Genomic DNA, 26,048 nt, shown 5'->3' with positions numbered 1-26,048 from the left:
TACTACGGATTTCTCAAACCTCTTGAAGAAGTCAGGATGCTCTTGCCGGGGCTGCCATTTCATTCCCGATCAAATTTTTCCGGCAGGGGTCGCGCAAATGCGACCCTTTCTTGTTACTTCTGCTCTGGCCCGCAATGGAAAGCCGCCTTCTTAGCAAGTGCAGCTTCTACCAATTCAGCTATGGCATCGATCGCAATTCGGTCGTTGATACGGGATGCTAAGTGCTGGTAGCGCACAATGCGCTGGTCGATCTCGCTACACTTCTGACACATAAGCTCACCGCGAGTATTGAGGGCGGGAGCGTGCAGAACTCTCAGTCACCGATGAAGGCCAAGGAAAACGGGCGGCGATGAGCAGACCTTACACTAAATAGTCGGCCCCAGATACGGGAACGAAATTCGGCACTCTACGCAGCCTCGCAGGAGCGGAGTCCCTTCGGCCCAAGAAGAACCCGGCCAGCAGTGCTGACCGAGTTAGTCAAGGTGGGAGGAAGACAACACGTCGTCCATGTCCGGCAACGAGGCGTATTCTGAGCCGTTCCCACCCAACTGCGGACTTGCTACAGCGCCGTGAAAACTCCCTGATCCAGGTTAATCTTTCCACGGCTCCGATAGTGCTGCGGGGTTGGCCTGTCCGCGCGGCGTGACTCAACAGCCGGAACCTTCGCCATTCACATAGGTTAACTCAGCGAGGCGGTCTCGCCATGAGTCATACAGTTTTGGTAGTAGATGATGATCCCGGCGTACTCGACGTGATTGCGTTCATGCTCGAAGACCTTGGCTGCAAAGTCGCTTGTGCGCATAGCGGCCCCGAAGCTCTCGATATGCTGGCAACGAACGAAGAAATTTCGATCCTCATCACGGACATCAACATGCCGGGCATGGATGGGCATGAACTGGCCGAACGTGCCACGCGGGTTCGTCCAACGCTGAAAGTATTGCAGCTATCAGGTCGGGAGCGAAGGCGCGACGGCTTCCCGCTGCTCAGAAAGCCGTTCTCTGAGGAAGATCTCGCTCGCGTCATGGAACAAACGATGGGCATTTGTTAGCGCAACAGAGTCGCTAAGCAGCGTTGAAGCTCATCGAGAGGGAATGGCTTCTGAAGGACTGGATGATCCTTGAAGCCTTCGGGGACGCCGTCCGCCATACGCCCTGCCCAAAGCACATCGTACCCGACCACTTCGTCCCAAGATCGACGACCGCAACAAGCACACGGCTCCAGCCTTGGGCAAAAGCTGGAGCCGCGCTGATGATGCTTCCGCCTACGGGGGTTGGACAGAAGCGAGAACTGAACGCCCCTCGCTCCGATATGTTCCAACAACGGTTCCGATGCTTCCACTGACGAGGCCTATCCACATATGGATAGGATATCAATGACTTAGCTGCCTTAATGCAGCCGCATGACCTGCGCACATCCCAGCCCCGGCATCCCGGCCTGAACGTGTTTCGCTGTCAGGTTCCGAGATTGGAACACACACAGCCTAATACGTACCCGATGCGTCAGATCACCACCGACACCCGACTTCCCGCAGCAGAACGGAACGCCATCGTTGTTGCTGCGGGCCTCCCGTGTCAGGCGCTCGGATGCCAGAACAAGGCCACCCGGTGGTCGAACTTGTGCGGCCTCTGCGAACGCCAGTTCCTTGAGGACATGAAGCCGGTCTTTGGTAAGCCGAGCAAGGAACAGCTTGCCTCTGCTGAGGCTGTGGTCCGCGATCACTACGCCGACAAGATCGCCAGCGGCGTCTTTGATGATTGGGCCTCACAGATCGGTAGAACGCTCTCCCGTCCGCTGGCGATGCTGCCTGCTCCGTTGGCTTTGAAGCGACGACCATACCCAAAGCAACGGTATGACGCGCTGCTAGCCCTGCGGACACGGGATCGGGGAGTGCTGACCCGGCGAGGCGTGATCAACCTGCTGGCCTTCGCGCTCGCCGTTGACGCACTGATCACGCCAACAATCCCTCAGCCTGTCCGCAACGACTACATGATCGCCCTACTCGGCCAGAGGTTCATGCGCAGGGAAGTCTACAGCCGAACCGTCAATCGATACCGCAGTCGCCGCGAGAAGACCGGCGTGATCCGCTATGGCCCGAATGGCCCGGAGGAACTAACGCGGATCGTTGAGGAGGAAGTGCCGACCAAGGAATACTGCCGCATACGCCGTGCTGACCTGCGATACGTCGGCAGACGGCTATGGAAAGCGATGGAGAAGATGCTCCTGTCGGGTGGCAGGAAGGGCGCGACCTGGTCCGGCAAGAAGGAGAAGGTTGCCATAGCTGCACATGCTCTACACGGGCCAGAGAAGCCCATACAGCGCGACGACGCCACACCCGCACCGAACCAGCGCTAAGCCCGTCCAGCGCATCAGTGACTCCCAATTCACGCATGAAGACTGATCAAGAAACAACCACCATGGATCACGACGACGCGCAGGAGACTCGCCGGGAGGCAGAGGCGCTGGATTTCTCCCGCCCGCTCGATGTGCATCGGTCGTCCGACTTTCCCGAGGCCAATGCTTTCGTCGATGATGTATACGCCCGGTGCCAAGATCGCATGAACACCAACATCGAGCGGAAGCATTTCAAGGTGGTCCTGCTCGATCTGTACGTCGCATGGCTGATGCACCCGGATTTGAAGATCGCGGTGGCGATGGGAGCCAGCGCCTACAAGCCCAAGAGCCGCTACAACGCATTGGGCATCTCGAAGAAGACTCTGGACGTGGTGTGGCTGCTCCATGATGCAGGTCTTGTCCACGTCAAGCGTGGCTTCCACGTCAGAAGCGAGGCAGGCGGCACGGGGCGGCTCACCCGCATCTGGCCCACGTCGGAACTGATTGCCCTGTTCAAGGGCTGTAATCTCAATGCCTATCAGATCGGCGTATCGCGGGAGGAGGAAGTCATCATCCTCAAGGAAGATGAGGGTGATCGGATCGAGTACGAGGACACACCGGAAACCCGGCAGATGCGACAGGTGGTCCGCGATTACAACGATCTGCTCGCTCGGCACTTCATTGACATCAGGCAGCTTAACGATCCGTGGATCGAGCGATCCGGTGGATCACGGGTAATGATCGGCCCATCGGAGCAGCGGGTTCATCGCGTGTTCAACCGCTCCAGCTTCTCCGATGGTGGCCGGTTCTACGGTGCATGGTGGCACAACTGCCCGAAGGAATGGCGACGGGAAATCTTCATCAATGACGCCCCTACCATCGAGCAGGATTACTCATCCCTGCACGTCGCCCTGCTGTATGCTCGGCAAGGGATCAACTACTACACCGACCACGAGGGCGATGCCTATCAACTCGACACACCCTCGTTCCTAGCAACACCACAGGAGACAAGGAAATATGCCAAAGCCCTGACGTTGATCGCCATCAACGCCAAGACCCGTAGAGGGACATTTAACGCATTTCGGAGCCAGCGGAGGAAGAAGGGCGATCAGCAGGGCGGCAGCTTCAAGGACAAGCAACTCTCGGTGCTGTTGGATGGTATCAGGCGGAAGCACCCTCTCATTGCTGATGACCTTGCATCGGATGCGGGCATTCGGATGATGAACGAGGACAGCAAGATCACCGAGCATGTGATCAAACGGTTCACCGAACGCGCTCTACCAGTCCTCACCATCCACGACAGCTACATCGTTCACTGGCAATACCATGACCTGCTGGAGCAAGTACTGAACGAGGCGTTCTCGATGGTCACAGGTATGACAGGGATCAGGTCTGAGCGAACCGGGGTGGCTGGTGACCTCACATCATGGGACACGGACAAGCTTCCTCAGGAGGCAATGACGAGGAGTAGGGGATACACGGATCGTTTGCTCAAGTGGATGATCAACGGCAATCACGGGAACATGGGTGAAAGGATCATCGGTGAGAGACTGATGCCTCTCCTGAGGGAGATGGCAGACGAGTAAGCTGGCTCACCATGCTTACAGGTTCCATAATCATCATGATCCATGATGTAAGGGGGTAGACCTGAGTAGGCTCATCCTCACACTCCTGCTCCCCTCCTCCATTACTAGGACGTTTTTGCTTGTCACCATCCTGAACTTCAATGGATGTGACGGTTCCATGGTGAGGATCGTTGGTATCCGCAGCCTACGCGGAGTGCGGCCCGCTGGCCGATGCTTCCCTCGAACTTCTCAGGTCAGCGGTCATGAAGCACCGACTTCCGACAGCCTCTTAGATGACCAGCGGAGGTCATGGCCTCATTCGCATCAGCGAGGGCGGCAGGTGGCGCGGCAACAGAAAAACGCATCAGCAGACTCAGCAGAGGTCGGCGCCCGGTCATCCTGTCACCCAGCAGCGTCCTCCCTCAACCGGCCCGTTGTGTCGAGTTTCGCCAGTATCCTCGCTCGTCTCGCATGCCCGTACCGCAACAGCATTCTGGCATCCTTGTGCCCGCTCTGGCTGGCGACTTCTGGTAAGGTGAGACCCATTTCAAAGAACCGGCTGATAGCCTCATGTCTGAGGTCATGAAAGCGCAGGTTCTGACCGTCGAGACCCGCTCGCGTCCTGATCCGACGCCATGCACACTTTGCGGCTTCCTTCGATAGGGGCAACACCCGTCCGTCCTGACCTGCCACGTCGATCAGCTTGGCGAGAATAACGAGCGCATCTTGCGTGAGGACGATGGTACGAGCTTTGTTGTTCTTACCCGGTGGAACGTACAGCTCCCGCCGATTGATGCTGATATGCTTGACGACGATACGCAGCATCTCACCACGACGCATGCCGGTTTCTTTGCCGAGCCTCATCATCGGCTCAATCAGCGGGTTACGAGAAGCCCCCACAGCTTCAATCAGACGGTCCCACTCATCGTCATCGATCCGCCGCTCGCGGTCGTCATCCTCGTTCTTGAGGTTCAGCGCGGCGACCGGATTGCTCGGCATCGGAACCTCCCATTCCTTGCGAGCGATATTGAACATATTCTGTACAGGGTTGAGCTGTCGCCGAAGTGTGTTGTTCTTGACCACCTTCAACCGCTCATCGCGATACCGCGCAAAGTCTGCCGTCGTCAGGTCGCAAAGCCGCTTCTTGCAAATTGGGTGACGCAGAAAAGCATTGAGGATGGTGGTCTCCATTTCCGCGCCCTTCTTGCGGACCGTGACCTCGTCCCGATATCGCTTGATCAAATCGGCCAAGGTAATTTGTGCAAGCTTCTTGATGCTGGCAGGCAGCTCGCGCCGCTCTGCTTTCGCCTCTGTCTGCCGCGCCCACGTTTGGGCATCTTGCTTAATGGTGAAGGTTTTGGCCAGGGCCACGCCGTCGCGGCGAACACGCACCTGCCATTTGCCTCTGCGCTTGCGGATGGTTGCCATCCAAACATCTCCTGCCAAGTGGGACCAATTTGGGACCAGCAGAGATGTCGAGGATTTCAGAGACCCGAACGAAAAGACGGAAATCTACGTAAGATCAAGTTCTTACGCAGATGGTGGGCGCGACAGGGATCGAACCTGTGACCCCTACCATGTCAAGGTAGTGCTCTCCCGCTGAGCTACGCGCCCTAGATGTCGTCTAGATCGGGTCGGGACCCTATAACGGCTCAGGAGAGCCGGTGCAAGGACGGAAGGGGGCCGATTTAGGCCGCCAGCATCTTGTTCACTTCGCTGACCAATTCGCGCAAATGCACGGGCTTGGACAGCACCTTCGCGTTCTTGGGGGCGTCCGAATCCGAGTTCAGGGCGACCGCTGCGAAGCCAGTGATGAACATGATCTTGATGTCGGGGTCGAGTTCCGAAGCCCGGCGGGCGAGCTCGATGCCGTCCATTTCCGGCATCACGATGTCGGTGAGCAGCATCTCGAACGGCTCTTCCCGGAGCCGCTGATAGGCGGCCATGCCGTTGTCGTGGGACGAGACCTGAAAACCGGCGTTTTCCAGCGCCTTGACCAGGAAACGGCGCATGTCGTTGTCGTCTTCGGCGAGCAGGATTTTTGGCATGGCTGGAACGTCGAATCCCCAAGACAATTACAAGGCATCAGCAGAGGTCACTAAGCCCGACAGAGGGTAAATTTCGGGTGAAAATCTTTACCTTGGCCCGACCGGCGCGGCTCCCTTGTGAACCCGAATGCGGCTCGAAGCAATCAAGTCGCGTTGGTCGATCCCCATCTCGATGCCCGCAGGGTTAAGACATGTTCCAGCGCAGATCACATCTTTTCGCTTGGCAGGATGGTTGCGATTCCGGACAATGACGACACATAACAGCCGCTCGATCGGCCGAATCAATGCGTTAAGGCCCGTGCCGGGCTTGCCGGATTGTGCGGCGCCAAGGGGCGAAGCCTGACACCAAGGGACGAAGCCTGAGAACATGACCCGGTTTGACGGCGACAAGTCGCCAGCGTTCGAGATCATTGAGCCCGCGCAATGGCGCGCGCCTGTCATCTTCAACTCGCCCCATTCCGGCTCGACCTATCCGGACGAATTCCTCGCGGCATCGCGGATCGACCTGCCGCAGCTGCGGCGGTCCGAAGACTCTTTCATGGACGAGCTGATCGCGCATCTGAGCGAGCGCGGCTTTCCGACCGTGCGGGTCAACTTTCCGCGCTCCTATGTCGACGTCAATCGCGAGCCCTATGAGCTCGATCCCCGGATGTTCACCGGGCGCCTGCCGAGCTTCGCCAATACCCGCTCGATGCGGGTTGCCGGAGGGCTCGGCACCATTCCGCGCGTGGTCGGCGACGGCCAGGAGATCTATCGCGACCGCATCCTGGTCGAAGATGCGCTGGCGCGGATCGAGACGCTCTACAAGCCCTACCATCGCGCGCTGCGCCGGCTGATCAACAAGGTGCACCAGATGTTCGGCACCGTGGTGCTGGTCGACTGCCACTCGATGCCCTCGGTCGGCGTCTCCCGCGACGAGCCACGGCGGCCCGACATCGTGATCGGCGACCGCTACGCCACGAGCTGCACGCCGCTCCTGCCCGACAGGGTCGAGGAGACCATGACCGGGCTCGGCTATTCGATCGGCCGCAACAAGCCCTATGCGGGCGGCTTCATCACCGAGCATTACGGCAACCCGGCCAGCGGCCTCCACGCCGTGCAGCTCGAACTCAACCGCGCGATCTACATGGACGAGCGGCGGCGCGAGCGCAGTCCGCGTTTTGCGCAAGTGGCGTCGGACTTCGGCGTGCTCGCCGACGTGCTGGCGACCACGATCCCGTTCGGCGATCTCGGCCCGTTCCAGGCCGCGGCCGAATAGGCGCGACGTTTTCTTCGAACGATTGTGTTGGGTGCGATCAAGCGCGAACGCGTTTCGCGGCGCGCATTGAAATGAAAGCCAAGGGCTGAAAGAAATTAGAGGCTGAAAGAAAAAAGGGCCGCTTCTGATGAAGAAGCGGCCCAAGTCTAGGGAGGAAACGCCCAAGGAGGGCAGCAGTAACGCGAGAAGCGCTACCGCACCGCAACAATATGCGGCCGCGACGCACAAAGTGCAAGGGCTTTCGAGCGGTTTCCCATGCAATGAGCACATAGCTCAGTTGCTTCTAGAGAAACCCAGATTCAGTTCCTTTGATAAGGAAATTCAATGGGTTGATAGTCATTTGCATACGAACGAGGCAGATCCGGAACTAAGGTTTCAACTCAATGATCGATATTTGCCCAGTGAGTGGTCTTTGCCGAGGCGAACGCTTCCGGCATCCAAAATACCAGGGTGCGAAAGCAAGACAGCGCTGCACGATCCTTCCGATTTGAGCTAGGCAGGAGTGAGCTTCACCCGACTTTCGTTTTGAGGATGCGCCGTGACGGTGATCGACTTCTCCGCCTTCATCGAACGGCTCGCCACCGTCTCCGGCGAAACCATCCTGCCGTTCTTCCGCACTTCCCTATCGATCGACGACAAGAGCAAGACCAAGGATTTCGACCCCGTGACGGAGGCCGACCGCGCCGCGGAGGCGGTGATGCGGCGGCTGATCAAGGCCAGCTTCCCCCAGCACGGCATCGTCGGCGAGGAGTTCGGCAACGAGCGCGAGGACTCCGACTATGTCTGGGTGCTCGACCCTATCGACGGCACCAAATCCTTCATTGGCGGCTTTCCGATCTGGGGCACGCTGATCGCGTTGCTGCACAAGGGCACGCCGGTATACGGCATGATGCACCAGCCCTTCATCGGCGAACGCTTTTCCGGCGACAGCGGCTCGGCTCATTATAAGGGCCCCTCCGGCGAGCGCCGGCTCCAGGTCCGGCGATGTGCTTCGCTGTCGGAAGCGACGACCTACACGACCAGCCCGCTGCTGATGAACGAGCGCGACCGCGCCATCTTCGGCCGCATCGAGAAGGGCGCACGTCTCTCGCGCTATGGCGGTGACTGCTACTCCTATTGCATGCTGGCCGCAGGTCACGTCGATCTCGTGGTCGAAACCGAGTTGAAGCCTTACGATATCGCGGCCCTGATCCCGATCGTGACCGGCGCCGGCGGCGTCGTCACCACCTGGGAAGGCAAGCCCGCCCAGGGCGGCGGCCGCATCATCGCAGCCGGTGATGCCCGGGTTCACGAAGAAGCACTGAAACTGCTCAACGGATAGGCCGCACAAGGAGCCTGCATGACGAACCGGCGTACGCTCCTTCTCGCAACCCTGCTTCTGTTTCCGACGCTCGTCTCCGCGCAGAATTACCCCGCCAAGCCGATCAAGCTGATCGTGCCGTTCCCGGCCGGCGGCCCCAACGACATCATCGCGCGGGTGATCGGTCAGCGCATGTCGGAGCTGTCGGGCCAGCCGGTGCTGATCGACAATCGCGGCGGCCAGGGCGGCGTGCTCGGCACCGATGCCGTCTCCAAGGCTGCGCCTGACGGTTACACCATCGCGATCTCCAGCGCCGGCGCGCTGGCGATTAGCCCGAGCATGGAGCGCGTCGCATACGATACTCTCAACGACCTCACGCCGGTGACGTTGGTCGCAACCGTTCCGGAAATGCTCGTGGTCGCCACCAATGTAGAGGCCAAAAACATCGGCGAGCTGATCGCGCTCGCCAAGGCGCAGCCCGGAAAACTCAACTTCGCCTCCTCCGGCCCCGGCAGCCTGCCGCATCTGGCCGGTGAATTGTTCAAGCTGACGGCCAGGATCGACATCGTGCACGTGCCTTATCGCGGCGCGGCGCCGGCCGTGAACGATCTGCTGGGCCAACAGGTGCAGATGACGTTCCTGGATCTCCCCGTGCTGCTGCCGCAGGTCAAGGCCGGCGCCCTGCGGCCGATCGCGGTCGGCTCGGCCGAGCGCTCCGCCACCGCGCCTGACGTCCCGACCACCGCGGAAGCGGGCTTTGCGGACCTGCGTATCGAGAACTGGTACGGCATGGTCGCGCCGAAGGGCACGCCGAAGGAGATCGTCGCCGCACTGCATGGTCTCACCACGAAGGCGATGGCGGATCCCGCGGTGAAGGAGAAGCTCGCCGCCCAAGGCGCAACGCTGGTCGGCGACGAGCCGGAGCATTTTCGGCAGTTCATCGCGGACGAGACGAAGAAATGGGCGAAGGTGATCAAGGACGCCGGGGTGGAGACGGCAAAGTAGCGCAGAGTTCATACCGCCGCCGTCGCCCTCAAATGCTCCACCAGCATCTTCGCCGGCCGTGACAATGTCTTGAAGCTGCGCGCGCAGATCACGAGCCTTCGGTTGGCGAAGGCGTCGCGCAGGCGGACCATGGCGAGCGGCATCAGTTTTGCGCAGCGGCGGGCGGCGGCTTCGGGCATCAGCGCGACGCCGACATCGGCGGCGACCATCTGGCAGATTGCGTCGAAATCGCGCAGCCGCGCGCGGAAATGCGGACGCATGCCGAGCCGCGCAGCGTGCTTCGAAATATGCACTTGAAGCGCAGTGGCGCCGGTTAGCCCGACGAACTCGCAATCCCCTGCCTCATGAAAATCGATCTGGCGGCGGCCAGCGAACGGGCCGCGCTTGGAAGTCACCAGCATCAGGCGGTCCTCGCTGAAGACGAAGCGCTCGATATGGTCGGGCAGCGCATGCTCGGCGGCGAAGCCGAGATCGGCAGCACCGGCGGTGATCGCCGCCGCAATGTCGGTGCTCTCGCGCTCCTCGATGTCGATGGCGACGTCGCGATGCTCGCGCAGGAAGCCGGCGAGAGCCTTGGGCAGATGCTCCGACAGACCCGAGGTGTTGGCGAGGAAATGCACGCTCGCCCGCGCGCCGCTGGCAAAGCCGGCGAGATCGCCGCGCATGGCGTCGATCTGGTGCATGACGAGCCTCGCATGATCGAGCAGGCTCTCGCCCGCCGCGGTCAACTCGACACCGCGGCGCCCGCGCTTGAGCAGCGCGACGCCGAGCGCGTCCTCGAGCCTCTTGATGCGCGCGCTGGCCGAGGCCAGCGCCAAATGCGACCGCTCGGCGCCACGGGTGATGCTGCGCTCGTCGGCGACCGCGATGAACAGCTGGAGGTCGACGAGGTCGAAGCGCATGGCAGGTTTCTCCCCTCAGCCTTCGTCACGAACGAAGGCACTCTCCGTAACCTCCAGATTGTGCCCGGGCGCGGCTTCGGTCAATGTGCAGATATGATCGACCCGCTCCTCATTCTCATCGCCGCCGTCTTCCTGATCGCCGGATTCGTCAAGGGCGTGGTCGGGCTCGGACTGCCGACCGTATCCATGGGCCTGCTCGCCGTGAGCATGGCGCCGAGCCGCGCGATCGCCATCGTGATCGTGCCCGCGATCGTCACCAACATCTGGCAGACCTTCGTCGGCCCCCATCTGCGTGACATCCTGAGGCGGCTGTGGCCGCTGATGATCGGCACCGTGATCGGCTGCTGGCTCAATGCCGGCGCGCTGACCGGTCCCCATGCGCGCTACGGCACGATCGTGCTCGGCGTCCTCCTGGTCATCTACGCGATCATCGGGCTGAACAAATTCCAGTTCCGGGTCGCGCCGAAGAACGAGAAATGGGTCGGCGGCGTAGTCGGGGTGATCACCGGCGTGATCTCGGCCTCGACGGGCGTGCAGGTGATCCCCTCGATGCCGTTCATGCAGGCGATTGGCATGGAGAAGGACGAGCTGGTGCAGGCGCTCGGCGTGTTCTTCACGACAGCCACTCTGGCGCTCGCCTTCAACCTCACGGCCGGAGGATTGCTGACGCCGGCCAATGCCGTGCCGGGCGCGGTGGGCATGGCCATGGCCTTTGCCGGCATGTACATCGGCCAGTCGGTGCGGGCGCGGATGCCGGCCGAAGCGTTTCGCCGCTGGTTCCTGATCGCGATGATCCTGCTCGGCCTCTATCTCGCCGGCAGCGCGCTGCTGAAAGAGTTCGGGTAGAAAAGTTACCGCGTCTCCAGCATGGCGACGCGGATGCCGAGATAGATGAAGAGGCCGCCGAGCGCGCGGTTGACCCAGGCGATCGCGCCCTCGGAGGTCCGCAAGCGGTGGGCGGCCTTGGCCGCGAACGCCGCCAGCACCAGGCACCACAGCGTTCCCGTGCAGATGAAGATCAGGCCGAGCGTCAGGAAGGCGAGCGGCTTGTGCGGCGCGTCGGCTGCGACGAATTGCGGCAGGAAGGCCAGGAAGAACAGCGCGACCTTGGGATTGAGCGCGTTGGTGAAGACGCCCTGGAGGAAAACCCGCCGCAGCGAGCTCCGCACCGGCTCGTCGATGGCCGATGCCAGTACCGGGCGCGACCACAGCATCTGGAGTCCGGTCACGACGAGATAGGCCGCACCGACCAGCTTCAGGATCGAGAACGCGGTCGACGAGGCCATCAGCAGGGCCGAAAGGCCGATCGCCGCGCCCGCGACATGGAAAAAACAGCCGCAACTGATGCCGAGCGCGGCGGCGCCGCCGCCTCGCCACCCCATCTGCATGCTGCGGCCGATCACATAGACCGTATCAGGCCCCGGCGTGATGTTGAGCAGCACGCCCGACAGGACGAAAAGCCAGATTTCGTGAATGCCCAGCATCTGTGAGGTGCCTCCGCCGCCGAGCCGTCGCCTCAGGGGCCGGCTTAGTCGGTTCGCTCGTCCCCGTCCATCGCCGGGATTGCGGAGCATTTAGCTCGAATTTGCAATGCGGATCATACTTTCGCTCGGCCTCATCTGCTCTATAAAGGCAGGTTCTTGAATGCGGGATTCGAGGCGACTGCCACGGCGTGGCCGGTCCTCGATCTCTTCCAAGTCTCTTGCAAGTCTCTTGGAGCTCCGGAATATGGAAAGACGTCTGGCCGCCATCATCTGCGCCGATGTCGCCGGCTATTCGCGCATGATGGGCAGCGACGAGGCCGGCACCCATGCCGCCTTCAAGGCCCATCGCAGCGCGATCCACCCCGTCATCCTCAATCACGGCGGCCGCGTCGTGAAGAACACCGGCGACGGCTTCCTGCTGGAGTTCCCGAGCATCGTCGGCGCCACCGAAGCCGCAATCGCGATGCAGACGCTGATGGCGGAGCGTAACCATCATCTGCCAGCCGATCGTGCGATGCAGTTCCGGCTCGGCATCCATATGGGCGACGTCATCGCCGACGAGGACGAGGTCTTCGGTGACGATGTCAACATTGCCGTCCGCCTCGAATCCGTGGCCAGCCCCGGCGGCTTCGCGATATCGGCCAAAGCCTACAAGGAGGCAGGCAAGCATCTCGCCGTGCCGATGGCCGATGCCGGCAACCACCGCTTCAAGAACATCAAGGATCCGGTCGGCGTCTGGACCTGGACGCACGAGGGCGCATCGGCGCTTGCGCCCGCGCTGAAGGAGACATCCGCCCTCTCGCAGCAGTACCGGACCGCCATCGTCGGCGTGCTGCCCTTCGCCAATCTCAGCGACGCCCAGGACGAATATTTCTCCGACGGCCTGACCGAGGACTTGATCCACGCGCTGTCGCTGCAATCCTTCTATCGCGTGCTGAGCCGTAACTCGACCTTCGCCTTCAAGGGCAACAATGTCAGCACTCGCCTGATCGCGCGGGAGATCGACGCGACCTATTTGATCCAGGGTTCGGTGCGGCGCGCCGGAGCCAAGATCCGCGTTACCGCAGAGTTGATCGCGCCGGAGACCGGCGAGCAGCTCTGGACCGGCCGCTACGACCGCGACATCGGCGATCTCTTCGCGATGCAGGACGAGATTACGACGAACCTGTCCGCCGCCATCGCCACCGAGATCGTCCGGGCGGAAGCCTCGGCGCCGGCACGGCTCTCGACCGACGTGACGGCCTGGGACCGCTTCCTCAAGGGGCTGTCGCACTACTACCGGCAGACCAAGGAGGATTTGAACCTCGCCGTCGCCCTGTTCAGGGAGGCGATCGCGGTTGATCCGAAGCTGTCGATCGCGCACGCCTATCTCGCCACGATCCAGATCCAGAGCATCCAGTTCGGCTGGGTCAAGGGCACGCGGGAGATGTGGGCCGAGGCGATGAAGCTTGCCGAAACCAGCGTCCGGCTCGATCCACGCTCGTCATTTGCATTCTCGATCCTGTCCTGGACCCACGCGCTGGAGGGGCATTACGAGGCCGCGATGGACGCCGCCAAGCGTGCGGTCGCGCTCAACCCCTACGACAACGGCGCGCGCGGCGTGCTCGGCATCTGCCATTTCGTCATCGGCGAGCACCGCGAGGCAATCGAACTGTTCTCGATGGCCGCGCAGCGCGACAACAGCGATCCGCGCTACCAATGGGCCGCGCTGAATGCCTTCAGCCACTATCTGCTGGGCCAATATGACGCGACCCTGTCATGGGCCCGCGAGCAACTCTACATCAACCCGAACCACATGCAGGCGCTGGCGATCCGCGCCGCGGCGCTGGCGCAATTGGGGCGGGCCGGCGAGGCGAGCGAGGCGACCCGCGTGCTCATGGGTAACTATCCGACTCTGAATGTTGACCGTCATTTGCGCAATTTCCACTGGAAGCGCCCCGAGGACCTCGCCCATTACCGCGACGGACTCTTGAATGCGGGCGTGCCGCTCGGCAAGCTGACCCTGGTCCAGAGCGACCTGAAACGCGTCGCCGAATCCTGAGGGCCAGCCGCGGCCACGCGGCAATTTCCGTCCACCTTGATTGACACGACAGTGAATTCAACCACACTCCGTTACACGCTGAAGTAGTATAACGTACTGTCGGTTTGTTAGGACTTTCCCCGCTCTATCGCCGCGCCTGTATTTTACGATTCGCTGTTTTCAGGATTCTGGGCCATGCATGATTCCGCTTCGAAGCCCCCCTTCGACCCCTCCATCCAGGTCTCGCCGAACAATCCCTGTCCATTCCTGCGCGGCCTCGTCGGCGAAGGCTTTGTTGACGGCGGGACTGTCCCGCTCGGGACGCTGTCGCAGACGATTGCAAATGCAACCGGCGAGACCGGGCTGAAGAAGGCCTTCGCCCGCATCCAGGTCCGCGGGGTCGCGCTCATCGCAAATGGTCTCGGTCACATCCTGAAGAGCGCATTTTCGGGCGCTCAGCTCGATGCGCTGCGTGGTGGCCCCCTCGACAAGCGCGGTGCCGGCTCGCGCGTCCTCGGCGTCGACGGCAAGGTCGACGAGGACGAGCTCGCGCGGTTTGCCAGCTTCGGCCGGAATTACCAGAATCCGAACGGCGGCGGCTCCGAGCCGGGTCTCAACGCCTCGGAAATCGACGTCTTCATGCGCGACAACCTCAAGCGCGCCGGCAGCGCCGCGCGCTGGTACTACCCCCTGCTGATGAAGTTCGAATGGCCGATCCTCCTGAAGATCGTAGGCAAGGGCGAGGGGGAGGACCGCTATCTCAGCGTGGCCGACGTGCGCACGCTGTTCAACGAGCGCCAATTTCCTGCTCGCATCAACCAGCGGCTCGTATCGCAGCCGGCGCTGTCGACCTGCCAGCGCGTGGTGCGGCGCGCCCTCAAGTTTGCGGCCCTGCTCGTCGCCCTCGGTCTCGTCTTGCTCGTTGCCGTCGCCGAATTCCCCGACCAGGTCCGCGCCATGCTGCCGCAAAAGGGGATTCTCGTGAATCTGCTGCCGCCGCCCCTGCCCGCTGTGCCCGAGACGAAGGCGGCCTATTGGCTCGAGCAAAACTGGTCGCTGAAGGACAGGCACTGGTTTCACCACGCCAGCCAGGGCACGGCGACCTTTCCGGTACCCTATGAATGGTTCATGGCGCTGGAGCAGCCGCGCCTGCACCTGTTCTCGCGGCCAGGCATGATGACGGACAGCGCCTATCTCGAGCGCTTCGGCTTCATCCCGAGCCCGCAGTCGATCCAGACCGACGCGGCGTCACTGCGCCGCTTCGGCTACGCCAATGTCTACGAGACGACGCAAGCGCCGGACTGGTCGACCAGGTGGACACCGGCGGAGAACGTCGACGGCCTGCCGGTCGGCTTCGCGCGGATGACCGGGGTCAGCGATCCCGCGACCGGCCGACGCGAAGAGGACAAGATCGGGCTGACCTGCGCGGCCTGCCATACCGGCCAGATCCATTATCAGGGCATCGACATCCGGTTCGACGGCGGCCCGGCCATGACCGACCTGAAGAAGCTCGAGCTCTCCACCGGCCTGTCGATCGCCTACACGCTTTACGTGCCGTTCCGCTTCCAGCGCTTCGCCGATCGCGTGCTCGGCCCCGACGCCAGCAAGACGGACCGCGACGCGCTCAAGCAGAAGCTCAGCGCGATCGGCAATTTCCTGATCGACTGGGCGAAAATCCAGCAAAAGACGATTGAAGGCAAGAAGACCTGGAACGGCAGGCAGCAGAGTGACACCGAGGAGGGATTCGGCCGCCTCGACGCTCTCAATCGCATCGGCAATCAGGTCTTTTCGCAGGACCTGGCGCTGAGCGGGATCAAGGGATTCGAGAAGAACCTGCACGCCCAGGACGCGCCGGTCAGCTACCCTCCGATCTGGACAGTGCCGTGGTTCAAGTTCGCCCAGTACGACGCCTCGATCGAGCAGCCGCTGATCCGCAACGCCGGCGAGGCACTCGGCGTGACGGCGCTGCTCAACCTGTCCGACGCCTATCCGGAGGACAGGATTTGGCGGTCCTCCGTTCATATCAACACGCTCGGCTGGATCGAGGACATGCTCAGGGGGCCCGATCCGTTCAAGACGGCTGATCCCTCCACCGGTCCGAAGTTCGGAGGCCTGCTGGCGCCGAAATGGCCGTCGCAGATCCTCGGCGACAATTGGAGGCTTGATCAGAAGAAGGCCGACAATGGTCGCAAGATCTACGCCGAGATGTGTTCCGGATGCCATTTGCCCGCCATCGACACTCCGGCTTTCTGGTCCTCCGGACATTGGGAGCCGAGCGGCGACGGCAAGGTCCTGAACGCGGTGACGATCCCCCTCGACGAGATCAAGACCGACCCCGAACAGTCGCTCGTGCTCAGCAACAGGATTGTCGATGTGCCGGGCTTCCTGAAGGTGAATACGGCCGACCTCCAGAAATGGTGGCAATGCGACGTCTCGACCGCGAGCTCGCCGACCGAGATGGTGTATGCGCTCGGGCTCATGACGGTGGTGGACCTGGTCGCCCGCAAATGGATGGACGATGAGAAGACTCCAGACGCCGAGCGGGCGAAATTGTGGAACCTCGCGCGCAAGAACTGCCTCAATCCGGTGGGGGGAGCACGCTATCGCGCGCGGCCGCTCAACGGCATCTGGGCCACCGCGCCCTATCTGCACAACGGTTCGGTGCCGTCTCTCTACTGGTTGCTGAAGCCTGCAAGCGAGCGTCCGCAAAAATTCTGCATGGGCCGCCGCGACTATGATCCCGTGACCGTCGGCTTTGCGGTCACCGCCGACGAGAAGTGCAAGACGGGTGAAACCGAGTTCTCGGCGGGGTCGGACAAGGATCCGATCCAGGGCAACAGCGTGCTCGGCCATTCCTTCGAGCGCAAACCGGGTGAGGAGAAACGTCCCGGCGTTATCGGCCGAGTGTTCAAGGACGACAACGAGCGCTACGATCTGATCGAGTATCTGAAGACGCTGTAGCCGAGCTCTGTCCCGAGCACGCCGCCCTCATCCTGAGGAGCCCGCACAAAGCGGGCGTCTCGAAGGATGGCCGAGGGCGAGAGCCGGGCCTTCATGTTTCGCCCGGCGATGCGAAGCATCGTCCGGAGACGCGCGTTCCGCGCTCCTCACCATGAGGGTCTTGCGACCAAGCGGGCCGAGGCAGCGCACCGCCGTCGCTCCCGCCTCACTTGAACAGCGGCGTGCCCGGCACGAAGGCGTCGAAGGCTGCCCAGAATTGGGAACGGTAGCGGTCCTGCTCCTGGAGGATCTCGTGCTTGGCGCCGGCGATCACGAGATGGGAGCCGGCGCGCAGATGATAGGCGAACTCCTCGATCGCCGCGGTCGAGACCACGGTGTCGCTGGAAGCCGCCAGCATCAGGATCGGCTGACGGATCTTCGACGGGTAGTTTTTGCCTCTGAAGGTGTTCATCGCGCGGAAGGCGGTATCGGCCCAGGCGACCGTCGGTGAGGCCAGCCCCAGCGTCGGATCCTCCTCAAGGATCGCGGCATTGCGCGCGTAGCGCACGGGATCGCTGGTCAGCGGATTGTTGATGAAGGGGTTGAGCCCGGTGATGTGATCGCTGCCGCCGGGGACGTAGCGGCCGCCCATTCCCAACACGCGCATCGTCTTCAAAAGCGTCCGCGCCGGAAACGAGGTAGCGCGGCCGGGCAGGTCGATCATCGGCGCCGACAGCACCATGCGGTCGAACCAGCGCTTGCCCGCATGCGCGACCCGCAGCAACACTGTGCCGCCCATGGAGTGGGCGAGGGCGAAGAAGGGCGGCGGGCAATCCGGCAGCACCACCTGCTGCACGAAGGTCTCGACGTCGATCTCGAAATCGGCGAAGTCACGTACATAGCCCTTGCGCGGATCCCGCAGGCGGCGCGAGGAGTGGCCCTGCCCGCGCCAGTCGATCATCGCCACAGCAAAGCCGCGGTCGCGCAGGTCGCGCACGGTCTCGAAATATTTCTCGATCTGCTCGCTGCGTCCGGTGAAGACGCAAACCGTGCCCTTGCGGTTTGCCGGCGGTGCCCAGCGCGCAAAGCGCAGCTCGGCGCCATCAGGGGTCTTGATGGTGCCGCTGACGACGTCTTCGGGAACAGGATTGGACGGAATCGAGACCAGCGTCATGGGCGGGAGGTTTTGAGAATCAGGGGGCGGGAGCGCCGAAAAGGCGCAGATAGCCGCCCTCTTGAACGCAGTTTCCCAAAACCCATATCACCATGGTGCAGGCCGCTACCAGTGTTTCGGAACCGGAACATCAGGCTGCACACAGACGAAAGCCCGGCCCGATTGGCGGGCGGGTTTCCAACAGTCGCTCAATGGAGGACTTGACCATGCGTACCTACGATCTGACCCCCTTTTACCGTTCCACCGTCGGCTTTGACCGCCTCTTCAACCTGCTCGACCAGACGAGCTCGGACGGCAGCCCCGGTTATCCCCCATACAATATCGAGCGTACTGGCGAGAACGACTACCGCATCACCGTTGCGGTTTCGGGCTTTGCCAAGGATGAGCTCTCCATCGTCGCGAAGGAAAACACGCTGACGATCAAGGGCGAGAAAGTCGCCAACGAGAACTCGAAGTCCGAAGTGCTCTACCGCGGCATCGCCGCGCGTGCCTTCGAGCGCGCCTTCCAGCTTGCCGACTTCGTACAGGTGAAGGACGCCTCGCTCGAGAACGGCCTGCTTCACGTCGACCTCGTGCGCGAGATTCCCGAGGCCAAGAAGCCCCGCCAAATCTCGATCAGCAGCAGCACGCCAAAGGCGCAGGTGATCGAAAACTCGGCCGCGCAAGCCGCCGCGTAAATCACTCACGCCACTTCCAGGTTGCGAAAACGCCCCGGTGCCCCGGGGCGTTTTTTTGCTTGTCCAGTCGTTGGCTCGCGAAAAGCCGCAAGTAGCCCTGTGGCTACTCCTCCATCGATATATTTCGTACGGGTCCAACCGCCTCGTCAGCGCGGCAAGATCCAGCGGCAGTCAGCTGGTTTTCGGTTGAAATCGAAATACAGGTTTGGGTCCGTTGTTCTACGTTGCCCCCACACCTCGCGGGCTCGCCTGCGAGTCTCGTACGCGCCCGACGCTTGTCACAGGTGAGTGACCACGCGTAACGCCGCCGCTCCGCACACCGTCCTTTGGATATCGAACACAAAATGAGACGGAAAACGATCATGATACTTTGGCGCAGCCTTTTCGTCGCCGCGAGCCTGCTGGCGGCCCCCATCAGCCTTGCTCACGCACAGACCCCGCAGACGGTGAAGGCCAGGAACGTCGTGCTGGTGCACGGCGCCTGGGCCGACGGCTCAAGCTGGTCGGAGGTGATCCCGATCCTCCAGGCCGCAGGCCTCAACGTAACTGCCGTGCAAAATCCGCTATCGTCGCTGTCGGACTCCGTCGAGGCGACCAAGCGCGCGCTGGCCGAACAGGATGGTCCAACCGTGCTGGTTGCGCATTCCTGGGGCGGCACCGTGATCAGCCAGGTCGGCAACGACCCGAAGGTCACCGGCCTCGTCTATGTCGCCGCCCGCGCACCCGATGCCAACGAGGATTTCGTCGCTCTGTCGAAGCAATTCCCCGCGGGACCGGTGCGCGCCGGCGTCGTCGAGCGCGACGGTTACACCAAGCTTTCGGAAGACGCCTTCCTGAAGTACTTCGCCAATGGCGTTAAGCCGGAGCAGGCCGAGGCGCTCTACGCCGTGCAATGGCCAACGGCCGCCTCGATCTTCGCCAGCCGCACCACGGAGGCGGCATGGCATTCCAAGCCGAGCTGGTACGCGGTGTCGAAGAACGACTACACCATCAATCCCGATTTCGAACGCTTCCTCGCCAAGCGCATGAACGCCACCACGGTCGAACTCGACGCCGGCCACCTCTCGCTGGTGTCGCACCCGAAAGAAGTGGCGAACCTGATCCTGGAAGCGGCGGGGTACGGGCGGAGCTGACCGGCGATCGGCTCAATGAGAAAGCGCCCGAGGTTTTCGGGCGCTTTTGTTTTGCTCAGGTCTAATCCAGTCCCTGTGCGGCCGGCATCTCCTGCGTCGGCATGATCGTGGGAGCCGGCTTGGCCTGAACGACGGTTGCTGCCGCGGCTTGCGGTGCGGCTTCGGTGGCCTTGGCCTGCACGGCCACCGTCTGCTGAGCAGGCTGCGGCGCCTGGGCCTGTTGCGTCGCGGGTTCGGCCGGCTTGGCGGCGACCGGCGCCTCGCCACGCCGCGGGGCGGCCTTCGGCACCGGTACGGCGCGGCTGGCGACATGCGGAATCGGGGCCGGCGGGCGTGGCGGGCCGCTGCGGACCATGGTCGGTGGCGGCAGCGCGCTTTGCGGGCGGTAGGGCGCAACCGCGGGCTGCTCGTAGGCCGGCGCCATGCCGTAGGCGTCAGCGGCCGGCATGAAGCGCAAAATTCTTCCGTCGCGGGCATCGATCACCAGCCGGCCGTCCTCGCCGCGGCGGTCGATCACCGCGATGGTGTAGACGCTGCCGCGCAGGCGCGGGATGCCCAGCGGCGAGAAGCCGTTTTCGCGCAGCACCGCGTAGACCTCGGTCGACGGCAGCAGCACCGGGGGCGGGCCGCGGTCTTCGTAGCCATAGCCGTAGCCTTGGCCGTAACGCGGCGGCGGCGCGGCGTCCGATGGCGCATAGGGGCCGTCGAAATCCGACACCGCAATAGCGGCCCTGCTCCCGATACCGTTCGCCGGAACTTGCGCAAGAACCTGCGCTTGAGCCGCGGTCGCAGCCAGCACCAGCGTGGCAGCGGCCACACATCCTGTGAAAAACTTCATGGTCGACACGCTCCTGTCAGCCCCCGAACGTCTCGCGCTCTTTCGCTTCTTGCGGCGTGGCGCGCCTTTCGAAGGGTCGATCCGAAGCATCCTTGGGGATTTCGGCGTCGGCAGGGCCGGATCAGGGCGCGTTTGCTTCAAAACCGGGGCCGCACGGCTTGCGGAAAGCGATGATTGACACCTCGGGAATCGGGACTTGCACGCGCTTGTGTGATAGACAAAAATTTGGCAAGGTGATGGTTAGGACAGGAAGACTGTCTCAATTTTGCTTGCGGTTCCGGCATAGGGATTGCAACGAAAGTCGGTGCTTTCGAGCGCCAGGAAGGCAACAGGCAAAGCCGTTTTCGGGGACGAAGAACGCCTTGGCCTGAATTTAAGAAAATGCGGCTCGCGAGCGGACGAGCGGTGACCCAGAAGCGGGTGCCGCGGGACGCCCAAGGTGCGCCGAAGATGGCGGTGAGGCAGCTTGCCGCATGGAGAGGACGAGGACATGAACGGGTCGCAAGTCGAGCGCGGAAACATCGTGGCAGAACAACTGTCGGCGACGCTCGCCTCGAAAACGAGCGACCCGATTCAGGAACACAATTCACGCCCGCCGGCCATAGGCCTGTACGATCCGAGCCTGGAAAAGGATTCCTGCGGCGTCGGCTTCATCGCCAACATCAAGGGCCAGAAGTCCCACGAGATCGTCGCGGACGCACTCAGCATCCTCTGCAACCTCGAGCACCGCGGCGCCGTCGGCGCCGATCCGCGCGCCGGTGACGGCGCCGGCATTCTGGTGCAGATCCCGCACGCCTTCTTCACTCGTAAGGCGAAGGAGCTGGGCTTCGCGCTGCCCAATCCGGGCGAATACGCCATCGGCGCGCTGTTCATGCCGCGCGACACCGCCTGGCGCAACGTCATCAAGAGCATCATCGCCGACCAGATCAAGGAAGAGGGCCTGACGCTGCTCGGCTGGCGCGACGTGCCGACCGACAACTCCTCGCTCGGCGTCACCGTGAAGCCGACCGAGCCCGCCTGCATGCAGGTGTTCATCGGCCGCAACGGCACCGCCAAAACCGAGGACGATTTCGAACGCCGGCTCTACATCCTGCGCAAGTCGATCTCGCAGGCGATCTACCAGCGCCGCGACCGCGGCCTCGCCGGCTATTATCCCTGCTCGATGTCGTGCCGCACCGTGATCTACAAGGGCATGTTCCTCGCCGACCAGCTCGGCAAGTATTATCCCGATCTGCACGAAACGGATTTCGAGAGCGCGCTCGCACTCGTTCACCAGCGTTTCTCGACCAACACGTTCCCGGCGTGGTCGCTGGCGCATCCCTACCGCATGATCGCGCATAACGGCGAGATCAACACGCTGCGCGGCAACACCAACTGGATGGCGGCGCGTCAGGCTTCGGTGAGCTCCGAGCTGTACGGCAAGGACATCAACCGGCTCTGGCCGATCTCCTACGAGGGACAGTCGGACACCGCCTGCTTCGACAACGCACTCGAATTCCTGGTACAGGGCGGCTACTCGCTGCCGCACGCCGTCATGATGATGATTCCGGAGGCGTGGGCCGGTAATCCCTTGATGGACGAGAAGCGCCGCGCCTTCTACGAATACCATGCAGCCCTGATGGAGCCGTGGGACGGCCCCGCCGCGATCGCCTTTACCGACGGCCGCCAGATCGGCGCCACGCTCGACCGCAACGGCCTGCGGCCAGCGCGCTATCTCGTCACCAAGGACGACCGCATCGTGATGGCGTCCGAGATGGGCGTGCTGACGATTCCCGAGGACCAGATCATCACCAAGTGGCGCTTGCAGCCCGGCAAGATGCTGCTGGTCGACCTCGAGCAGGGCCGCCTCATCCCCGACGACGAGATCAAGGCCGAGCTCGCCAGGAGCCATCCCTACACGGAGTGGCTGGAGCGGACCCAAATCGTGCTGGAAGAGCTGCCGAAGGCGCCGACCACCGGCGTGCGCTCCAACCTGTCGCTGCTCGATCGCCAGCAGGCGTTCGGCTACAGCCAGGAAGACATCACCATCCTGATGACGCCGATGGCCTCCATTGGCGAGGAAGCCGCGGGCTCGATGGGCAACGACACGCCGATCTCGGCGCTGTCGGACAAGGCCAAGCCGCTGTTCACCTACTTCAAGCAGAACTTTGCGCAGGTCACCAATCCGCCGATCGACCCGATCCGCGAGGAGCTGGTGATGAGCCTCGTCTCCATCATTGGACCGCGGCCGAACCTGTTCGACCTGCAAGGCATGGCCACCACCAAGCGCCTCGAAGCGCGCCAGCCGATCCTGACCGACGCGGACCTCGAAAAGATCCGCTCGATCTCCGACGTCGCCGAGTCGCACTTCAAGTCGCGCACGCTGGACACCACCTTCCACGCCGGCCTCGGCGCGGCCGGCATGGACCAGGTGCTGGACGAGCTCTGCGCGCGCGCCGAAAGCGCGGTGCGCGAGGGCGTCAACATCATCATCCTGTCCGACCGCATGGTCGGCACCGACCGCGTGCCGATCCCGTCGCTGCTGGCTTGCGCGTCCGTGCATCATCATCTGATCCGCACGGGTCTGCGCACCTCGGTCGGCCTCGTCGTCGAATCCGGTGAGCCGCGCGAAGTGCATCACTTCGCCTGTCTTGCAGGCTACGGCGCGGAAGCGATCAATCCTTATCTGGCGTTCGAAACCATCATCGCGATGAAGGACCGCCTGCCCGGCTCACTCGACGACTACGAGATCGTCAAGCGCTACATCAAGTCGATCGGCAAGGGCCTGCTGAAGGTGATGTCCAAGATGGGCATCTCGACCTACCAGTCCTATTGCGGCGCGCAGATCTTTGACGCTATCGGCCTGAAGGCGGAATTCGTCGGAAAATTTTTCGCCGGTACGCACACCCGCGTCGAGGGCGTCGGTCTCGCCGAGATCGCGGAAGAGGCCGTGCGCCGCCATGCCGACGCATTCGGCGATGCTCTGGTCTACAAGACCGCGCTCGATGTCGGCGGCGAATATGCCTACCGCAGCCGCGGCGAGGACCATGCCTGGACCGCCGAGTCGGTCGGGCTGCTCCAGCACGCCGCGCGCGGCAATTCGCTGGACCGCTACCGTGCCTTCGCAAAAATCCTCAACGAGCAGTCGGAGCGTCTGTTGACGCTGCGCGGCCTGTTCCGGATCAAGAACGCGGACGAAGAGAAGCGCAAGCCTGTCGCCCTCGAGCAGGTCGAGTCGGCCAAGGATATCGTCAAGCGTTTCGCCACCGGCGCGATGAGCTTCGGCTCGATCTCGCGCGAGGCGCACACCACGCTGGCGATCGCCATGAACCGGATCGGCGGCAAGTCGAACACCGGCGAAGGTGGCGAGGAAGCCGACCGCTTCAAGCCGATGCCGAACGGCGACAGCATGCGCTCTGCGATCAAGCAGGTCGCCTCGGGCCGTTTCGGCGTTACCACGGAGTATCTCGTCAACTCCGACATGATGCAGATCAAGATGGCGCAGGGTGCCAAGCCCGGCGAAGGCGGCCAGCTGCCCGGCCACAAGGTCGACGCGACCATCGCCAAGGTCCGGCATTCGACGCCGGGCGTCGGCCTGATCTCGCCGCCGCCGCACCACGACATCTACTCGATCGAGGATCTGGCGCAGCTCATCTACGACCTCAAGAACGTCAACCCGGCGGGCGACGTCTCGGTCAAGCTCGTCTCGGAGATCGGCGTCGGCACGGTGGCCGCGGGCGTCGCCAAGGCGCGCGCCGACCACGTCACCATCGCGGGCTTCGAAGGTGGCACCGGCGCTTCGCCGCTGACCTCGATCAAGCACGCCGGCTCGCCGTGGGAGATCGGTCTCGCTGAAACCCACCAGACGCTGGTGCGCGAGCGGCTGCGCAGCCGCATCGTGGTCCAGGTCGACGGCGGCTTCCGCACCGGCCGTGACGTCGTCATCGGCGCGCTTCTCGGCGCCGACGAATTCGGCTTCGCCACTGCGCCCTTGATCGCGGCCGGCTGCATCATGATGCGCAAGTGCCATCTCAACACCTGCCCGGTCGGCGTCGCGACCCAGGACCCGGTCCTGCGCAAGCGCTTCACCGGCCAGCCCGAGCACGTGATCAACTACTTCTTCTTCGTCGCCGAGGAAGTTCGCGAGATCATGGCCTCGCTCGGCTTCCGTACCTTCAACGAGATGATCGGCCAGGTGCAGCTGCTTGACCAGACCAGGCTCGTCGCGCACTGGAAGGCCAAGGGGCTCGATTTTTCGAAGCTGTTCGTCAAGCAGAAGGAAGAGAAGGGCCAGAAGGTCTATCACTCCGAGCGCCAGAACCATCATCTGGAAGCCGTGCTCGACCGCACGCTGATCGAGAAGGCAACGCCTGCGCTCGACCGCGGCGCGCCGGTGAAGATCGAGGCCAGGATCAACAGCACCAACCGTTCCGCCGGTGCGATGCTGTCCGGTATGGTCGCCAAGATCTACGGCAATGCCGGCCTGCCGCATGACACCATCCATGTCAGCCTCAAGGGCACCGCCGGCCAGGCTTTCGGCGCGTGGCTCGCCCACGGCGTCACCTTCGAGCTCGAGGGTGAAGCCAACGACTATGTCGGCAAGGGCCTCTCGGGCGGCAGGATCATCGTCAAGCCGCCGGCCAACAGCGCCATCGTGCCGGAAGAGAGCATCATCGTCGGCAACACCGTGATGTACGGCGCGACCGATGGCGAGTGCTACTTCCGCGGCGTCGCCGGCGAACGCTTTGCCGTGCGCAACTCCGGCGCGGTCGCCGTGGTCGAGGGCGCCGGCGATCATTGCTGCGAATACATGACCGGCGGCATCGTGGTCGTGCTCGGCAAGACCGGGCGCAACTTCGCGGCCGGCATGTCCGGCGGCATCGCCTATGTGCTCGACGAGAGCGGCGACTTCGACAAGCTCTGCAACATGGCGATGGTCGAGCTCGAGCCGGTACTGTCGGAAGAGCTGATCAACGCCGGCACCTATAACCACTCCGGTGACCTCGAGGCGCACGGCCGGGTGGACGTGTTCAAGAACCTGCTCGCCTCCGACGTCGAGCGGCTGCACGTCCTGATCACGCGTCATGCGAAAGCGACCGGCTCCAAGCGCGCCGCCGACATCCTTGCCAATTGGAAGGACTGGCTGCCCAAATTCCGCAAGGTGATGCCGGTCGAGTACCGGCGCGCGCTGCGCGAAATGGCCGCCAACGCGGACGCCGAGCCGAAAATCGCGATCGGGGCGTAGGCAATAAGCCCTCATGGTGAGGAGCGCACAGCGCGTCTCGAACCATGAGGTCACCAGCGGGGCCTTTCATCCTTCGAGACGCGGCGCCAAGTGCGCCGCTCCTCAGGATGAGGGTCTGGAAAAGAGACGAATTTAAGCGGCAGGGACTT

The 26,048-nt window shown here is 62.9% G+C and carries 18 protein-coding genes and 1 tRNA gene; 12 read left to right on the top strand and 7 right to left on the bottom strand.

Translation table 11 applies throughout. The features are described 5' to 3' along the window. Positions 1-703 precede the first annotated feature (703 nt). The 3 genes from ABIB00_RS12470 to ABIB00_RS12460 all read left to right on the top strand — a co-directional run bounded on the left by ABIB00_RS12470 (position 704) and on the right by ABIB00_RS12460 (position 3,917). Positions 704-1,048 (top strand): response regulator, encoded by a 345-nt coding sequence (locus ABIB00_RS12470; protein WP_354104521.1) that lies wholly within the window; start codon positions 704-706, stop codon positions 1,046-1,048. 446 nt (positions 1,049-1,494) lie between these two features. Then, on the top strand, positions 1,495-2,352 hold the full coding sequence (locus tag ABIB00_RS12465) for a hypothetical protein (protein WP_354104520.1): 858 nt from the start codon (positions 1,495-1,497) through the stop codon (positions 2,350-2,352). A 62-nt stretch (positions 2,353-2,414) separates the two neighbouring features. After that, positions 2,415-3,917: a hypothetical protein gene (locus ABIB00_RS12460; RefSeq protein ID WP_354104519.1), complete on the top strand. Its 1,503-nt coding sequence runs from the start codon at positions 2,415-2,417 to the stop codon at positions 3,915-3,917. A 381-nt stretch (positions 3,918-4,298) separates the two neighbouring features. Here ABIB00_RS12460 and ABIB00_RS12455 read toward each other — a convergent pair whose 3' ends face one another. The 3 genes from ABIB00_RS12455 to cpdR all read right to left on the bottom strand — a co-directional run bounded on the left by ABIB00_RS12455 (position 4,299) and on the right by cpdR (position 5,944). Beyond that, positions 4,299-5,324 (bottom strand): tyrosine-type recombinase/integrase, encoded by a 1,026-nt coding sequence (locus ABIB00_RS12455; RefSeq protein WP_354104518.1) that lies wholly within the window; start codon positions 5,322-5,324, stop codon positions 4,299-4,301. 111 nt (positions 5,325-5,435) lie between these two features. Beyond that, positions 5,436-5,510, bottom strand: a tRNA-Val gene (locus ABIB00_RS12450). 74 nt (positions 5,511-5,584) lie between these two features. Beyond that, the gene (gene cpdR / locus ABIB00_RS12445; RefSeq protein ID WP_007597092.1) at positions 5,585-5,944 is read right to left on the bottom strand and encodes a cell cycle two-component system response regulator CpdR; all 360 of its coding nucleotides are present in this window, start codon (positions 5,942-5,944) and stop codon (positions 5,585-5,587) included. Between the two features lie 367 nt (positions 5,945-6,311). Here cpdR and ABIB00_RS12440 point away from each other — a divergent pair, with 367 nt between their 5' ends. From ABIB00_RS12440 to ABIB00_RS12430, 3 genes are all read left to right on the top strand, one after another. Further along, positions 6,312-7,202, top strand: a complete 891-nt coding sequence (locus ABIB00_RS12440) for an N-formylglutamate amidohydrolase (protein ID WP_354104517.1) — start codon at positions 6,312-6,314, stop codon at positions 7,200-7,202. Positions 7,203-7,740: 538 nt separating this feature from the next. After that, a complete protein-coding gene (hisN, locus tag ABIB00_RS12435) occupies positions 7,741-8,523 on the top strand; it encodes a histidinol-phosphatase (protein ID WP_247339684.1) in 783 nt (260 codons plus the stop codon). A gap of 18 nt (positions 8,524-8,541) precedes the next feature. After that, positions 8,542-9,507, top strand: a complete 966-nt coding sequence (locus ABIB00_RS12430; protein WP_354104516.1) for a Bug family tripartite tricarboxylate transporter substrate binding protein — start codon at positions 8,542-8,544, stop codon at positions 9,505-9,507. Between the two features lie 8 nt (positions 9,508-9,515). On the opposite strand, the gene ABIB00_RS12425 is transcribed toward ABIB00_RS12430, so the two are convergent. Beyond that, positions 9,516-10,409, bottom strand: coding sequence for a LysR substrate-binding domain-containing protein (locus ABIB00_RS12425; protein ID WP_354104515.1), 894 nt, complete (start codon positions 10,407-10,409; stop codon positions 9,516-9,518). A gap of 93 nt (positions 10,410-10,502) precedes the next feature. Between ABIB00_RS12425 and ABIB00_RS12420 the strand changes: the two genes are divergently transcribed. Beyond that, entirely contained in the window at positions 10,503-11,255 is a 753-nt protein-coding gene (locus ABIB00_RS12420) for a sulfite exporter TauE/SafE family protein (RefSeq protein WP_247445082.1), read from the top strand. 5 nt (positions 11,256-11,260) lie between these two features. On the opposite strand, the gene ABIB00_RS12415 is transcribed toward ABIB00_RS12420, so the two are convergent. Continuing rightward, positions 11,261-11,893: a LysE family translocator gene (locus ABIB00_RS12415; RefSeq protein ID WP_247445083.1), complete on the bottom strand. Its 633-nt coding sequence runs from the start codon at positions 11,891-11,893 to the stop codon at positions 11,261-11,263. Between the two features lie 244 nt (positions 11,894-12,137). Between ABIB00_RS12415 and ABIB00_RS12410 the strand changes: the two genes are divergently transcribed. Both ABIB00_RS12410 and ABIB00_RS12405 read left to right on the top strand, forming a co-directional pair. Beyond that, positions 12,138-13,934: an adenylate/guanylate cyclase domain-containing protein gene (locus ABIB00_RS12410; RefSeq protein ID WP_354104514.1), complete on the top strand. Its 1,797-nt coding sequence runs from the start codon at positions 12,138-12,140 to the stop codon at positions 13,932-13,934. A 174-nt stretch (positions 13,935-14,108) separates the two neighbouring features. Beyond that, entirely contained in the window at positions 14,109-16,874 is a 2,766-nt protein-coding gene (locus ABIB00_RS12405) for a di-heme-cytochrome C peroxidase (RefSeq protein ID WP_354104513.1), read from the top strand. Between the two features lie 205 nt (positions 16,875-17,079). On the opposite strand, the gene ABIB00_RS12400 is transcribed toward ABIB00_RS12405, so the two are convergent. Next, entirely contained in the window at positions 17,080-18,027 is a 948-nt protein-coding gene (locus ABIB00_RS12400; protein WP_247339671.1) for an alpha/beta fold hydrolase, read from the bottom strand. Positions 18,028-18,233: 206 nt separating this feature from the next. Between ABIB00_RS12400 and ABIB00_RS12395 the strand changes: the two genes are divergently transcribed. Both ABIB00_RS12395 and ABIB00_RS12390 read left to right on the top strand, forming a co-directional pair. Beyond that, positions 18,234-18,704 carry an Hsp20 family protein gene (locus tag ABIB00_RS12395; protein ID WP_247445457.1) on the top strand — a complete coding sequence of 157 codons (471 nt, stop codon included), beginning with the start codon at positions 18,234-18,236 and terminating at the stop codon, positions 18,702-18,704. Between the two features lie 362 nt (positions 18,705-19,066). Then, positions 19,067-19,837, top strand: a complete 771-nt coding sequence (locus ABIB00_RS12390) for an alpha/beta fold hydrolase (protein ID WP_354104512.1) — start codon at positions 19,067-19,069, stop codon at positions 19,835-19,837. Positions 19,838-19,898: 61 nt separating this feature from the next. Here ABIB00_RS12390 and ABIB00_RS12385 read toward each other — a convergent pair whose 3' ends face one another. Then, a complete protein-coding gene (locus ABIB00_RS12385) occupies positions 19,899-20,675 on the bottom strand; it encodes a hypothetical protein (RefSeq protein WP_354104511.1) in 777 nt (258 codons plus the stop codon). Positions 20,676-21,165: 490 nt separating this feature from the next. Here ABIB00_RS12385 and gltB point away from each other — a divergent pair, with 490 nt between their 5' ends. Continuing rightward, positions 21,166-25,899 carry a glutamate synthase large subunit gene (gene gltB, locus ABIB00_RS12380; protein WP_354104510.1) on the top strand — a complete coding sequence of 1,578 codons (4,734 nt, stop codon included), beginning with the start codon at positions 21,166-21,168 and terminating at the stop codon, positions 25,897-25,899. Positions 25,900-26,048: the final 149 nt, after the last annotated feature.

The sequence above is a fragment of the Bradyrhizobium sp. LB14.3 genome, assembly GCF_040547985.1.
Taxonomy (GTDB): domain Bacteria; phylum Pseudomonadota; class Alphaproteobacteria; order Rhizobiales; family Xanthobacteraceae; genus Bradyrhizobium.
The sequence above is the reverse complement of the archived record's forward strand: the minus strand, read 5'-3'. Positions and strand labels throughout refer to the sequence as shown.